We start from the raw sequence: 15,292 nt of genomic DNA, 5'->3' as shown, positions 1-15,292 counted from the left end.
AAAAAACAAAAATTTTATTATCATTATAGTAATGTTTAGTCAATATTAAATTGGTTATTTTTTTAAGAAAGGAAAAAAATGAAATTAATTCAAGTTGAAGCGCACGGTTTTAAATCTTTTGCAGATAAAGTAAGTTTAAAATTCGATGGTGGTGTTGTTGCTATAATAGGACCAAATGGTTCGGGTAAATCAAATATTAACGACGCCATTAGATGGGTGTTAGGTGAAACAAGTTCAAAAGTTCTTCGTGGTGATAACATGGAGGATGTAATTTTTGCAGGATCAAAAACTGAAAAAGAAATGAATAGAGCAGAAGTTATTTTAACTTTTGATAATAGAGATAGAGCTGTAAGTATCCCACATGATTATTTTACTATTTCGCGTGTATTAAATCGTGGTAAGGGATCAAATGAATACTATATTAATGGAGAGATAGCGAGACAAAAAGATATTAAAGAAATTGCTATGCAAAGTGGTATTTCCAAATCATCACTAGCCATCATTGGACAAGGAACAATATCTGATATAGCAGAAGCAACTCCCGAAAGACGTCGTGAGATTTTTGAAGAAGCTTCAGGTACTTCAATGTATCGTTCAAAAAAGACAGAAGCAATGAGAAAATTAGAAAGAACTCAGGAAGCTTTAGAACAAATAGCAATTGTAGTTCAAGAGTTGGAAAAACAAATCAAACCTCTTCAAAAACAAGCTGAAAAAGCAAAAATTTTTAAGTTAAAGAGTGAGCAATTAAAAGAAGTAGAAGTTTCATTATTGGTTCATGATTTTATGGCATATTCTGAATCATTAGAAAAACTAAATAATGAATCATTAATTTATAAACAACAAAAAGAAGATTTAGAAATTAAAATTAAACTTTATACAGATATTTGCAACCAAAAAAATGATTTAATGGTTGAGCTAGATGCAACAATATCAAAATTAACTTCTAGAATTGAAGAAATTAATACTGAAATTAATGATCTTGAAATAAGATCGGCCAAAGAATCAAAACAACGTGAAATGGTTATTAATGGAACTTTAGAAGTTGATAATGCACAAAAAAAAGAAGCAATTAAAGAAGAACTAAGTGAATTAAACACAAAGATTTTACTAGCAAAAGAATTTATTCAAAAACAAAAACAAGAAATTGAATCAATTAATAAGACAATTCTTGATTTATCAGCCTTAAAAAACGATATTAAAAACGAACTAGAAATAGAAAATAGTAAGCTACAAAAAATAAATTCAAAATTGGATTTTATACAAGAAGTAAAACACGGTAAAACTAATTTACAAAAAGGGACAAAAAATATAGTTGAGAATTCTGGACTATTTAAAGGATATAGAGCATTAGTATCTGAATTAATTAGTGTAAATACTAAATACGCTTTAGCAATAGAAACAATATTAGCAGGAGCATTACAACACGTAGTTGTAGACACGCCAGAAACTGCAGTTAAGGCGATTGAATTCTTAAAAAGTAATAACGGTGGTAGAGCAACTTTTATACCTCTTTCATCAGTTTCTCCAAAATATGTTTTAGAACAACATATTGTTGTAGCTCAAACACAAAAAGGATTTTTAGGAGTTGCTTCTGAACTTGTTTCAACAGAAAGAGAATTTGATGTATTAAAGAGATTCTTACTAGGAAATATTTTAGTTACTGACACAATTGAAAACGCAAATAAACTTTCACAATTATTAGAAAAAAGATACATGGTAGTTACTCTAGAAGGAGATATCATAAGAGTTGGTGGTGTTTTAAGTGGTGGTCAAAAAAATGAACATACATCGACATTTGGATTAGATGAACAAATTAAACAACTTGAAATAATTAAACCTGCAATATTACAAAAAATAGCAGAACTTAAATCAAAAGAAATTGAGATTAAACAAAAATCAGATAATTTAGGCAATTTATTTTCGAATCTAAGCTTAGATGTTTCTAAACAAAAAATGAACTTAGATGAAAACATTCATAGATTCGATGAACTAAGAATTAAATATGAAAATATTTCGAATGAAAAAATCGAAAATTTAGATACAGTTGATATTGCATTTGAAATTCAAAAATTAGTATTAGAAAGAAGTAATCTTGTTGCAAAAAGAACATCACAAAACGAGTTGCTACAAGTTGCAAAAAAAGAATTTGCAGACGCAAATGCTAAAAAAGGTGATTCAAATAATGATTTAAATATTTTGATTACTGAAAATTCTGAAAAAATAGCTCAAAAAGCTAAAGCAGAATCGGCAATTAATTATGCTAAACAAAGATTATCTGAACAATATAATATGTTATTTGAAACTGCTAGAGAATTCTATAATCCTGAAATTGATTTTGAGGTTGCAAGAAAACTTGTTTCAGATTTAAAAAATGACATTAAAGATTTAGGTCATGTAAATATTGATTCTATTGAACAATTAAAAGAAACAGAAGATAGATACAACGAAGTTAAGAAACAAGAAAAAGACATAATTGATGCAAAAAATACAATCGAAGAAGTTATTAGTGAAATGGATAAGATAATTATTGAAAGAATCACAAATACTGTTTCGCTTGCAAATAATGAATTTAAATATGTATTTTCAAAAATGTTCGGTGGGGGTATGGCTGAAATTAGATACACCGATCCTGATAACTTATTAGAAAGTGGTATTGATGTAATGGCTCAGCCACCAGGAAAATCTATTAAGAATTTAAAACTATTTTCTGGTGGAGAAAAAGCTTTAATTGCTATTTCGTTATTATTCTCATTATTAAAGGCAAAACCTCTTCCATTATGTATCCTAGACGAGGTTGAGGCAGCACTTGACGAAGCTAATGTTATTCGTTTTGCTGAGTTCTTACAAAGTTTAAAAGAAAATACACAATTCTTAGTTATTACACACCGTCAAGGTACAATGGAAAGAGTTGATAAACTTTATGGAGCTACAATGCAAAAAAGAGGAGTCACAACATTCTTTAGTGTTAATTTAACAGAAGCTAAAAAACTAATAGATTAATTAAAAAAGTTCAAGCATCTTGAACTTTTTTAATATTAATAAATCTATTTTTTTGAATTTTTAAAATCTTGAACTAGTTTATTTAAATCTTTTGATTTAATAGTTCCAGTTTTTTCAAAATCTTTAGTAATTTTTTTCTTTAAATTTTCAGTATCTTTTGATTTTTTTACTGTTTCTTTTGCCATAAAAATCCTTTAAAAATGTTATATATATGTATTTAAAATTATATTAATTTATTTAAAATAAAAAATAATTTATTCTAAATTTTATCTAGGCGGTTCTTATCCAAACCCAATTAGATTACTAAATATGATATAATTAAAAAAGAAATTAAAATTAAAATGTATGGAGGTAATGATGTACGGATTGGTTTTTTATTTAAAAAAAGAAATACTAATTAGAGAATACGGAAAAGGTGAAGATAATTATAAGCAAGCCTATGAAGATGTAAGAGATATATTAAGACATTATGGATTTCATTGACTTTCAAATAGTTTTTATTTCTCAAGATCAATAAATAATTTGTTACAAATAACAAAAGCCTTACAACACATTAAGAATATACCTTGATTTAAAAAATCATTAGTTTCTTTACATGTATTTAAAATGGAAGATTTATCTAATTTTACTGAATACATAATAGATGAAAAATAATAAAAAGTTGGTAGAAATACCAACTCCTAAATTGAAAATTCAAGTGCAACACGTTTAAAGTAAAATTTAGATGTGGAACTTGAATTTTTTATATTAATTAAGAAAGAAAAAGTTCCATTGGAACGAACGGAACTCATATGAATTATACAATAAAAAAATATAACCATTTAACAGATAATGAAAGAATAATTATTGAAAATTATTTAAAGTTAAATTATTCTCTTCGTAGGATTTCGAGATTAATCGAGCGAAGTGTTTCAACCCTAAGTAGAGAAATAAAGAGGAATACAAATAGTTTCGGAACTTATGAATTTAAACACGCTAGTTTAAAAACAAGAGAAAGATCAAGACATAAGTATTATTTTAAATTCGTGGATAACCAAAAATTCAAAAATTTTTCTAACGCTTTTTTACAAAAATATGACAAAAAGTTTTTTGGTATAAAGTCAACATATAATTTTATAAAAACTAGCACAAAACACTGTTGTCCTTCTTTAAGAACGGTTTTTAATTGAATAAACACTAATAATTGAGTTATAAAAAAGTACGATAAATTAAGACAATATTATAAAAAGGGTGGTAAAAGAACAGCATCCGTAATAAAACGGCTTGTAAAATCTGCTGATTATGTTTTTCCAATATGAACTAGACCTAAATCTATAGATTTAAGACTTGAATTTGGACACTGAGAAGCAGATCTAGTTTTAGGAAAAGAGCCAATGGATATAATAATGTTTTTAACTTTAACTGAAAGAAAAACAAGAATAGGATTTGCAAAAATAATACAAAGCAAATCACCAAATATAATTAATTCAGAGTTAAAAAAGATTATAAGAGATAATGAATTAGAAGTAAAAACAATAACAGTGGACAATGGTATTGAATTTGAAAAAATAGGTATTTTAGCCAGATGATTAAATATAAAGATTTATAGAGCTGAACCTTATGCATCTTTTCAAAGAGGCTCAAATGAACATTGAAATGGAATTTTGAGAAGAGAATTCAAAAAAGGTTTTAACTTTAATACTATAACTCAAGAAAAACTTGACTCAGTTGTTAACCAAATAAATAATATGACGCGGGAAATATTAAATTGGAAGACACCATTACAAACCTATTTAGAATATATTAAATAATTATTATTAACAAAAATTAACATAATAAAATTATGCTTATCTTCATTTGAAAAAATGAATATTTTCTATTTACTTTTTTTGATTTATTAATTTTAAAAAAATAAAATGTATAATAAAAAAAGCCCAAGGCATTATGTTGCACTTGAACTTTCTCTTTGGGAGTTGGTAGAAATACCAACTTTATTTTATTCTACTATCGAATAATTTAATTTATCATTATTTACTAATTGTTGTTTTAGAAATTCTTTTACTGAAGCGTTTAAAACAGAAAGAGATACTGGTTCAACAGTTACGGTTCCGATAAAGAAAAATGTTTTTTCTGAAACACGAGATAGATCTTTATGTAATTCTAAATTTTTAAATTCGTTCAGCGCTAATGCTGATTCTTCAATTGTGTTTATATTAGTTAAATTTAGTTCAGTTAATTTATTTTTTGCAAAAACCCCCACACTTAATTTTTTAAGGTTTGTTAATGCTTCTAAATTGACTGAAGTTAATTGATTATTTAGGAAAGCCTTTTCTTCGATTTCTTTTATTGATGTTGGAAGAGTTAAAGTTGAAATTCTGTTATTTGCAAATGCCTCTGCATCAATTTTAGTTAATTTATCTGAAGAAATATCAAATTGAACTTCTTTTAATCCTAGGTCTGAAAAAGCACCTTTTTCAATAACTTCTAAAGAAGCTGGAAGTATTATTTTATCAATATTAATACTTCTTTTTTTAATATCAAAGATACCATCTGGAGCTAAAAATTGAGGATTCGGATTAGCCGCTGCACTACCTTTTACAAACAGAGCATACAATGCTGGAGCTGAAAAAGCACCTTGAGGAATAAATCTAATTTCAGTTTTACTTAAATCTAATGTTTTTGTTTCTTTATTATAGTTTTCTCTACCGGCTGTTCCTAAAACAAAATCTTTTGCATATTCATTATAACTTTCGCCCGAACCACATGATACAACGATTGCCGCAGTTGATACCGGAACGATAGTTGAAGCTAATGTTAATAATATTCTTTTATTTCTTTTCATAATTGCTTATTATTTTACCACAAAACTTATTTTTCTTATTTTATAAAAATAAGCATATTATAATTAGTTAATGAACAATTTTAAACTTTTTTCAAATTTCAAACCATCAGGAGATCAACCACAGGCAATTAAAAACCTAGTTGTTGGATTAAAGGAAGGTAAAAAACACCAAGTTTTATTAGGTGTTACTGGTTCAGGAAAAACATTTACTTTAGCCAATGTAATCAAAGAATCAAATAGACCTGCAATAGTAATAAGTCATAACAAAACTTTAGCCAGTCAAATTTACCAAGAATTAAAGGAATTATTTCCTGAAAATAAGGTTGAATATTTTATTTCATATTTCGATTATTATCGCCCTGAAGCTTACCTTCCTTCAACAGATTTATTTATTGAAAAGACATCAATGATAAATAAGGAAATTGAAGCTATGAGAATATCAACTATCAATTCTTTAATAAGTAGAAGGGATACAATTGTAGTTGCTTCAGTCGCTTCAATTTATGGTGCATTTAACCCTAATGAATATAGAAAACATTATCTTTTATTAAAAACTGGTTTAAAAGAAAAGAAAAAAAATATATTAAACCAACTTGTAAAAATGAGATATGTGAATAAAGGATTTTTCCCCGAAATCGAAAGTGGTGAGTTTAAGGCTGTGGGTGATGTTATAACTATTTCACCCGGTTATAAATTTAATTCATTAATTAGAATCGAATTGTTAGATGACAGTATTGAAAAAATAACTTTAATTAATCCAATCACAAAAGAAGTTCTTCAAACATTGGAGGAAATCATAATATATCCATGTACAAACTTTCTAATTAACCAGGCAAATATGGAAAAAATTTGTGAAGAAATTCAGGTTGAATTAAATGAACAAATAGATTTTTTTAGAAAAAATAATAAGTTAATTGAAAGTCAAAGAATTGAAGAAAGAATATCTGCTGACATTGATTCTATTCGAGAATTCGGTCACACAAAGGGTATGGAAAATTATGCTAGATATATAGATGGCAGAAAACCTGGTGAAAAACCATATACCCTTTTTGATTATCTACCTAAAGATGCAATTATTTTTGTTGATGAAAGTCATTTAATGCTACCACAAATTGAGGGTATGTATAATGGAGATTTTTCAAGAAAAAACAATTTAGTTGAATACGGTTTTAGATTACCATCATCATTAGATAATAGACCTTTAAAATTTGAAGAATTTGATGACATAAATTTACAAAGAATCTATTTATCAGCAACGCCAGGAGACAAAGAATTAGATCTTACTGATGGAGAAATTACAACTCAATATATTCGTCCGACAGGACTTTTGGACCCAATTATTCAAATAAAGCCAAAGGAAAATCAAATTGCTGTTATCCACGATCTTATTAAAGAACAAATAAAAAATAACGAAAGATCATTAATATTAACAACAACAAAAAGCAGTGCTGAAGAACTTTCGAAGTATTTAAAAGAACATAAAATAAATTCAGCGTATATTCACGAGGAATTTGAAGTGTTCGAAAGAAATGCAGTTCTAACTGGACTGAGAATGGGAAAATATGATGTCGTTATTGGAATAAATTTATTAAGAGAAGGAATTGATTTACCTGAGGTAAGTTTAATATTAGTTTTAGACGCTGATACACCTGGATTTAGTAGAAATAAAAGGTCTTTAATTCAAATTGTGGGTAGAGCAGCTCGTAATGACCATGGAAAAGTTATTTTCTTTGCTGACGTTATTACTGATTCAATGCAACAAACAATTGATGATAATATAATGAAAAGAAGCATTCAAAAAAAATACAATGAAGAAAATGATATTATTCCAAAAACAATTGTTAAACCAATACCTAAAATTGATGCTAATTTAGTGTTAAAAACTAAATTCAATAAAAAATTAAAATTAAAAGCAAATAAGGATTATATCGAGGATTTAGTAAACGAAATGAAAGAAGCCGCGAGAGCACAAGATTTTAGAAAAGCGGCAGATTTACAGAATTTATTATTTGATTTAGGATATGATACAAAAAAATCTTTAAAGAAATAAAAGTACTAACAAACTAGTGCTTTTTATTTAATTAAGTTATGAATTAAAATCTATTTTTTAATATATTTATAATATATTATTTGGTTTTATAGTAATATATGGATATGAAAAAATCAAGTAAAATAATATTATTATTATCTTTAACCCCTATAGTATCCCTACCTTTTTTAGCACTAAGTTGTGTTGATAAAAATAAAAAAACAATAGAAAATAAGGCTAAATATGAACAAAGACTTAATCAAGTTTTAGGGCTACTTTGAGAGTTTAATACAGAAAATAACTCTAAAATAGAAGAAGAATTAAACAAGGTTGTGACTTCTATTAATTCATTTAGTGAAGTAGAAAAAACATTCACATCCGATTTAGAAAAATCATATGCAGATTTATTAAATAAACTAAATGAAAAATATGATGAATTCTTAAATAAAGTAAATGAATTAAAGAAAACTAATTCAAATGACAAACAACCCGGAGCAGAAGATAATACTACAGATGAAAAAAATAAACAAGAAGAAAAAGAAGGTGATGAGAACAACAAAGAAACCTCTGATTCAGAAAAAGAAAATAACGAAACTGATAACGACAAAACTGAAGGCGATTCTAATTCATCAAATTCGTCGGGTAAAGAAAATGAAACTGAAAAGACCGATGGAGATAATTCCTCTTCCGGAAATGATGAAAGCACCGAAAACGAAAACAACAACGCAGGTGATGCTTCTTCTGAAAATAGTGGAAACAATGATGAAAATGATGATAGTTCTTCAACAGATACACCCAACAAAGAAACCGAAGAAGAAAAAGCTAACTCAAATGTTGTTAAATGAGGACATTGAAATATTCTTAATTTCACAGGTGATACAGAACACCAAAGTAAAAAAACAAAAAGAATTGCACTATTAGCAAACAAAGAAAAATTTGATGTTTTAGGTTTAACCGAAGTTAACAACGAAGAAGGAATTAAAACTTTAGTTGATGAAATGAATGCCTTAAATAGCTCAAATTTATATTCTTATGTTTTATCTAAAAAATTAAAGGGTGAAAAGTTTGGAGATGGTGCTGCTGAACATGTTGCTGTAATTTATAATAACCAAACGATGGAGACTGAAGCTTTTAATAATAATGAAATAGGTTATAGTTATGATAATAAATTTGATGATAAATTGGGCGATACAAAAGCTCAATACTCACGTCCACCATATGGAGTAAAATTTAAATTCAAATTAAAACCCGAAGAAAAACTAACATTTGTTTTTGCTCATTTTGATGGTCCTGGTGTTTCTGGATCAAACAAAAAAATAGGTGAAAAATCATATAAAGGAATTGGTTCATTTGAATACAGAGAATCACAAGAATTAGCAAATGTATTAGATTATTTCGATCAAATTGATGGAGATCAAAGTAATATATTCTTTGGTGGCGATACCAATATCAAGAAAGGCAAACAATCTTTGGCATTTAGCACACTTGAAGGTAAATATAATTCAGTATTTAAAGATATTGATGATCATAAAACTTCACTGGGAAAAAAACACAAATGATCAGAACCATATGATAAATTGTTTTATAAAACTAATTATGAACTAGTTTCATCTAACGTTTTTGATATTTATAAAACAATAGAAGACGAAGAAATAAAGAGTTTGTTTAGAACTCACAAAGTTGAAATTGAAGGTAATTGAAACTCTATTGCAACAGCAAGAGTACTAAGTGACCACACATTTGTAAGTGCAGAATTTTTAATAAAATAAAGTTGGTGTTGCCAACTTTTTTCTTATTTTTTTATTTCTTAAAAGAAATTAAAAATGTTAAAATATTTTTAATTAAAAATCTTAAAATGTTCAAAAAATAATATTTTTTAAGGAGAAATATGAATAAAATTAATTTTTTTGCTTTAGGCGGTCTCGATGAAAATGGTAAAAATTCATACGTTTTAGAAATAAACGAAAAATTATATGTAATAAACTCAGGCACAAAAGTTCCAATTAATTCCCACAACGGTATTGATACGTTAATTTGCAATTATGACTACCTAGAAAAAAGATCAAAGGATATTGAAGGTCTTTTTATAACTGACGTTAAAAACGAAACATTCTCTGCAGTTCCTTGATTATTGATGAAAATTCCTAATCTAAAAATTTATACAAGTGCATTCAATAGAATTGTTTTATTAGATAGAATTTCAAAATATAACATTGATAACAAAAACTATGAAGTTAAAACAATTAGCATGCCGCTAAAAATAAATGATGTTGTTATCACTCCTTTTGATGTTGCTGGAGGATTACCGGGGCAGATTGGATTAAACTTCGAATATTCAGAAGGGAATATAATTTTTATGACCAACTTTGTTGACGGAGATTTAGGTCCTTATGGCAAAACCGATGTTAATCAAATTAATTCAATTATTAATAATGGTAAGAAATTACAGCTTTTAATTTTAGACTCAGGCCATTCTAATTATCCAGGCAGAAGTATTGATAAACTATGAATTTCAAAGAAAATAGAATATAAGTTTAAGGATACTCCAAATAATAAAAGAATTATTATTGGTCTTTACGATGAGGATATGATTACTGCTCATGAAATATTGGTTCTTGCAAAAAGATATAATCGTCCCGTTGTAACATACGGAAGAAATTATTCGCAATTTATTAATTTAGTATCAAAAATTAATCCAGGGCTACAATTACCTGAATTTATAGACTATAGATTAGCAAATGAAACTACAAATGCTGTTATATTGGTAACAGGAGCGATTGAAAGACTATATTTAAGATTTATTAGAATTGCTTCAAATAATGATGTTTATTTAAAATTAAGACCAGATGATGCGGTTATTGTAATTGCACCTCCAGTCAATGGTTTGGAAGTGAATTATGCATTAACATTGGATGAAATTGCACGTCAAACACCTAATTTAATTGAATTAAGTTCTGATCAATATTATGCATGTAATCCTGCAAAGGAAGATATTTACAATATAATTAAGGTTTTCAAACCAAAATATTTCATCCCAATACAAGGTTTATATAGATATCTAGTAGTTGCTGCTCATATAGCAAGAGCTGCTGGTATGAATTTTAATAATTGTATAGTTTTACAAAATGGTAAGGTAGCTGAATTTGTAAATAATGAACTTGTTTCTCAAAAACACGGCATTAAAAATGTCGGTGATACAATAATTGATGGTTTTGGAATTGGCGATATTTCTCAGGAAGTAATTAATGAAAGAGAAAATTTAGCAAGAGATGGTGTTATAGCTTTAAGTACCTTAATAGATTTTAAAACTAAAAAGCCAATGGGTCAATTGCACATATCATCATATGGAATAATTACAAAAGATAATAAAGATAAAATTACTGAAATTGTTAATGATTTATTTTCAAAAGAGTTTTCAAATAAAGAAACAAGTGAAATAGATTTAAAACAAATTCAAGAAAAATTAAGAAAAAGTATAAAAAGAAAGATCTACAAAGTATTAAACAAAGAGCCAATGATTGTAATAACTTTATATGAAATTTAAAGGATAATTCATGAGTGAAAATTTAAATGTAGAAGAAAAACAACAAAACGAGAAGCACAAAAAAATTAAGCATAAAAAACTTTACTTTTTTTCAAAAGACAAACAATTAATTTGAACTATAATGAGTTTTATAGTTGTCTTTTTTATTGTTATTTCTTTTTTGAATATAAAAGGATTGACAACAATTTATTCATATACTTTTGGTACTTTTTTCGGTATGTTTTCAATCGTATTTTTTTCATTCCTATTACTTGTTGCAATACAAAAAATATTTAAAATGAAGAGCACTTATTCAATTGGTGTTTTTCATTTTAGTTTACTGAGGCTATTATTTGTGTTATTGAGTTTAATAATGTTGGGCACTGCTATATATTATGCAAAAAACAAACCAGACGATTTTGGTTATAAAAACGCATTTAGTTTAATTTTTCAAAAATGATATCATGATTTTAAGGGTAATAATGTTGTATTATTGCCTTATAAATGAACACCAGGAATTCTATTCACATTGTTATATTTTATAACAGCTTTCCCTGGAGGAAAATTTGGAATTGTTTTATCAATAATAATACCTATTATTCTGTTTATATTATTTTTTGGGTGCTTTTTTATAAGTAATAAAAGATTTTCTAAAATGTTTAATAAAAAAAGAAATTCACATCTTAATGATAAAAATAAGAATTTAAATAAAAATTTAGAAAGAGTTAATTTCTTAGATGAAGATATTGCTACAAAAGAAACAATAATGATAGACACTGAGCAAATAAATAAAACTGATGAAACCTATATTATTGATTTTGATGATAATAAAGATAATGAAATAGTAAAAGAAATTCCAGATTTACCAGATTTTAGTACTCAAGAGTTTGATATTGATTATATAAATGGTAATAATAATGTTGAAACTAATAATCTTAAAAACATAGATAAAACTAATCAAGAATATACGAATAAAAAAGAACTTATTTCTACTGATTTAATAATTAATGATTTGGAACCTGAAGTGGTGGATTTAAAACAAGAAATAGAAAATGAAAAAAATCTTTTTAATTTTGAAAATAAAACAATTAAATCAGATAAAGAAAATAATCCAAAAAGATTTTCGTTAATAAAAGACGAAGAAGAACTATTTTAGTTTAAAAGGAATATTATGAAAAAAAAGCAAGAAATTCAACAAAATGAAACAGAAAGAGTTAGAGAATTAGATTGAACCAAAATTTTTTCTAATCAAATTGAAACTCTTTATAAACCACTTATGAATAAAAAAGATGAATCGTTAGAAAAAGTCTATAAAAAATATGTTTATAATGGTAATGAAGAAAAGATTCGAGTTGTAAATGATAATTTTGATAAAGTCGAAGAACTAAAAAATGAAATTTTACAAAATAAGAAAAACAATAAAATTAGTGCAAGAAAATTTGCAAACGGACTTATTATATTTTTCATATTCTTAATTATTGGTTTATTTTTTATTTCTTTTTTAATTAAAAATTCAAAAATTATAAAAAAATTTAAAACGTTTGAAGGCATAAAACTAGATGAGATAAATAAAAAAATAAGTGAAAATAAACCTATAATACAAACAATATTTAATCAGTTTTCAATTTTAGAATGGAAGAACAAAGTTCTTGAGCAAATGGATATTTTTAGTGTTGATGGAATTGATTATAAAGATTTTGAACATCATTTCAAAGACAAAGAATTTTATGGATTTAATTCAATACAAAAATACAGCATTAGAAATTCTTACTTTTATGACTTACTTTATACAAAAGAATATTGAACAACAGTAACAACAAGAGGTGTTGGGTATAAAAGCGTCCGTACAAAAGATGGTTGAACAACCGTTCCTGTATATGCATATCACCACGAACCTACCCCATTCATGGATAATTATCATTCAATAAATATTCCAACGAATTACAAAGAAAGCTTGCAATTTATCCAAAATGAAGATACCTTTAATGAAAAACAATATGACAAAAGATTAAAAAAAGGTGAGTTTTTATTAGAGAACAAAAACTTTTATAAATATTATAATTTTTCTTATAACGATAAAATTGGATATATTGATTTTTTTAAAGTTAATACACAGGAAAATTTTGTTAAATATGCTGAGTTTTTTAAAGATTTATACTCTTCTTATCGTTTGTCAAAAGTTAATAAAAATATAATTACTGCAAGAAAAATGAATAGAGAGATTTATAACAATAAACTTGCATATTTAAATTGACATAACTGAGTTGGTCAGGTAGTAAATTTAAATCAAGCAATTACAATTGAAAATATTTATGATGTTTTAGCTAATATTATTTCAAGTGCGTTGCAACATGTTTTTATTTCTATAACACTTTTATATTTAAACACAAATATAGCTTCAGAAAATTATGCTGATGATGACAGATACTTATCAGATTATTCATTTAATGCGGAAGAAAAATTAAAACAAATAAAATTAAATTCAAATTCTACATTTACATTAATGGACGTAATAAATAAAATCATTTCATCAAATAAATTTCAATTAAAAACTCACACAGTCGACAAAGATACATCTATAATGTACAATTATTTTATCGAAGATAATAAATTTAGAACAGGCGGTTATGCTTTACAGTTTGCTATGAGTTCTTACTGAAAACAAAGTTTGATTGATTCAGTTTATACTGAAGGTATTATAGTTGATGTTCCGTACGATAAGTTTAATTTTTTTACTGAACATAAATGAGCATTTTACTTCCCTTTTGAAATATCATACGACGATCATGATTTCATATCTTATAATGATAATCTATTTGAAAACTCGTTTTCATTAAATATGACAGCGCAGGCCACTAGGTTAAATGGTTTATCATATAATGCTACTTTGGTAAAAGACGAAGACAAATTGCAATATTTTGCAGATATCTTGAATAAAATTAAGCAAACAGAAATAAACAAATTAGATAATAAAGTATTAATTGATAGAAGTGGAATTATCGTCTTTATCAATAACGATTTATCAAATGAAGAAGTCGACAATATATTCAAAATATTTAGGAATAGTAATATTTTATAAATATTTTGGATAAAATTTTATTAATAATAAAGCTAGAAAGGAAAAATATGTTATTTGATTCAAGAACACCACAAGCTTCATCTGGTTTTAGACCAAATGTTGATAATACAATTAAACATCCCGAAGTTTCAGGCGGTCAAAAATTTTTATATGTTTTGTTATTTATACTTACATTAGGGCTATTCATAATAGCAGTTATTAAAAGAAAAAACTTTTTACTAGCTGAGATTAATAGAGTTCAAGAAGCTTCATCCTTAATTCAAGCAGCAGAAAAGAAAAGAAGAGCTACTCTTATTAAACAATTGGATGCTGTAAAGGGTTATGCTGAATTTGAAAACAAAACTCAAACAGAAATCGCTAAATTACGTTCAAAATTAACTAGTCTAGAAAATGAAAATGATGCAGTTAAATTATCGCAAGAACTAAATACAATTCAAGCAGGTTTAAGTCTTCAATTTGAACAATATCCAAATTTAAAAGCAGATAGATCATTCTTACAATTCCAAACAGAAATAGCAATTCAAGAAGATGAAATTTATGCAACAATAAGAAATTACAATTCTATAACCAGAAGATTTAACTCGGAAATATACCAATTCTGAACAAATATAGTCGCTAAAAAAATTGGTGCATATAACCAACCATTATTCCAAGCTACAGAGGCAGAAAGACAAGATGTTGATACTTCGAGTTTAACAGGGAGATTTTAGTAAAAGCCACATAAGTGGTTTTTATTATTTTAAAATGTGCTAAAAATAAAAAAGAAAAATAATATTACGTTTAATATATATCATAATAAATTCATTTAAATGGGGTGATTAACCCGATTATATCTACATT

11 protein-coding genes are annotated in these 15,292 nt (G+C 26.2%); 9 read left to right on the top strand and 2 right to left on the bottom strand.

Annotated elements, in window-relative coordinates; translation table 4 throughout:
- Nucleotides 1-78: 78 nt before the first annotated feature.
- On the top strand, nt 79-3,000 hold the full coding sequence (locus V2E26_RS02505) for an AAA family ATPase (protein ID WP_330463304.1): 2,922 nt from the start codon (nt 79-81) through the stop codon (nt 2,998-3,000).
- Nucleotides 3,001-3,044: 44 nt separating this feature from the next.
- Here V2E26_RS02505 and V2E26_RS02500 read toward each other — a convergent pair whose 3' ends face one another.
- A complete protein-coding gene (locus V2E26_RS02500) occupies nt 3,045-3,185 on the bottom strand; it encodes a hypothetical protein (RefSeq protein ID WP_330463303.1) in 141 nt (46 codons plus the stop codon).
- Between the two features lie 160 nt (nt 3,186-3,345).
- Here V2E26_RS02500 and V2E26_RS02495 point away from each other — a divergent pair, with 160 nt between their 5' ends.
- Together V2E26_RS02495 and V2E26_RS02490 are read left to right on the top strand one after the other, a co-directional pair.
- Complete coding sequence (locus V2E26_RS02495; RefSeq protein WP_330463302.1) at nt 3,346-3,654, top strand: virulence protein; 309 nt, start codon at nt 3,346-3,348, stop codon at nt 3,652-3,654.
- A gap of 137 nt (nt 3,655-3,791) precedes the next feature.
- On the top strand, nt 3,792-4,790 hold the full coding sequence (locus V2E26_RS02490; protein ID WP_330463301.1) for an IS30 family transposase: 999 nt from the start codon (nt 3,792-3,794) through the stop codon (nt 4,788-4,790).
- Nucleotides 4,791-4,975: 185 nt separating this feature from the next.
- Here the strand turns inward: V2E26_RS02490 and V2E26_RS02485 are convergent, their stop codons facing one another.
- Nucleotides 4,976-5,821: a leucine-rich repeat domain-containing protein gene (locus V2E26_RS02485; RefSeq protein ID WP_330463300.1), complete on the bottom strand. Its 846-nt coding sequence runs from the start codon at nt 5,819-5,821 to the stop codon at nt 4,976-4,978.
- A gap of 70 nt (nt 5,822-5,891) precedes the next feature.
- On the opposite strand from V2E26_RS02485, the gene uvrB reads away from it, so the two are divergent.
- From uvrB to V2E26_RS02455, 6 genes are all read left to right on the top strand, one after another.
- Nucleotides 5,892-7,871, top strand: coding sequence for an excinuclease ABC subunit UvrB (gene uvrB / locus V2E26_RS02480; RefSeq protein WP_330463299.1), 1,980 nt, complete (start codon nt 5,892-5,894; stop codon nt 7,869-7,871).
- Between the two features lie 104 nt (nt 7,872-7,975).
- Nucleotides 7,976-9,619, top strand: coding sequence for an MnuA family membrane nuclease (locus tag V2E26_RS02475; RefSeq protein WP_330463298.1), 1,644 nt, complete (start codon nt 7,976-7,978; stop codon nt 9,617-9,619).
- Between the two features lie 119 nt (nt 9,620-9,738).
- Nucleotides 9,739-11,394 (top strand): ribonuclease J, encoded by a 1,656-nt coding sequence (locus tag V2E26_RS02470; RefSeq protein ID WP_330463297.1) that lies wholly within the window; start codon nt 9,739-9,741, stop codon nt 11,392-11,394.
- A 10-nt stretch (nt 11,395-11,404) separates the two neighbouring features.
- On the top strand, nt 11,405-12,529 hold the full coding sequence (locus V2E26_RS02465) for a hypothetical protein (RefSeq protein WP_330463296.1): 1,125 nt from the start codon (nt 11,405-11,407) through the stop codon (nt 12,527-12,529).
- Nucleotides 12,530-12,544: 15 nt separating this feature from the next.
- Nucleotides 12,545-14,452, top strand: a complete 1,908-nt coding sequence (locus V2E26_RS02460; protein ID WP_330463295.1) for a hypothetical protein — start codon at nt 12,545-12,547, stop codon at nt 14,450-14,452.
- Nucleotides 14,453-14,499: 47 nt separating this feature from the next.
- The gene (locus V2E26_RS02455) at nt 14,500-15,162 is read left to right on the top strand and encodes a LemA family protein (protein ID WP_330463294.1); all 663 of its coding nucleotides are present in this window, start codon (nt 14,500-14,502) and stop codon (nt 15,160-15,162) included.
- Nucleotides 15,163-15,292: the final 130 nt, after the last annotated feature.

The organism is Metamycoplasma gateae, assembly GCF_036352135.1.
Lineage (GTDB): Bacteria > Bacillota_I > Bacilli_A > Mycoplasmatales > Metamycoplasmataceae > Metamycoplasma > Metamycoplasma gateae.
This window is presented reverse-complemented; position numbering and strand designations above follow the sequence as displayed.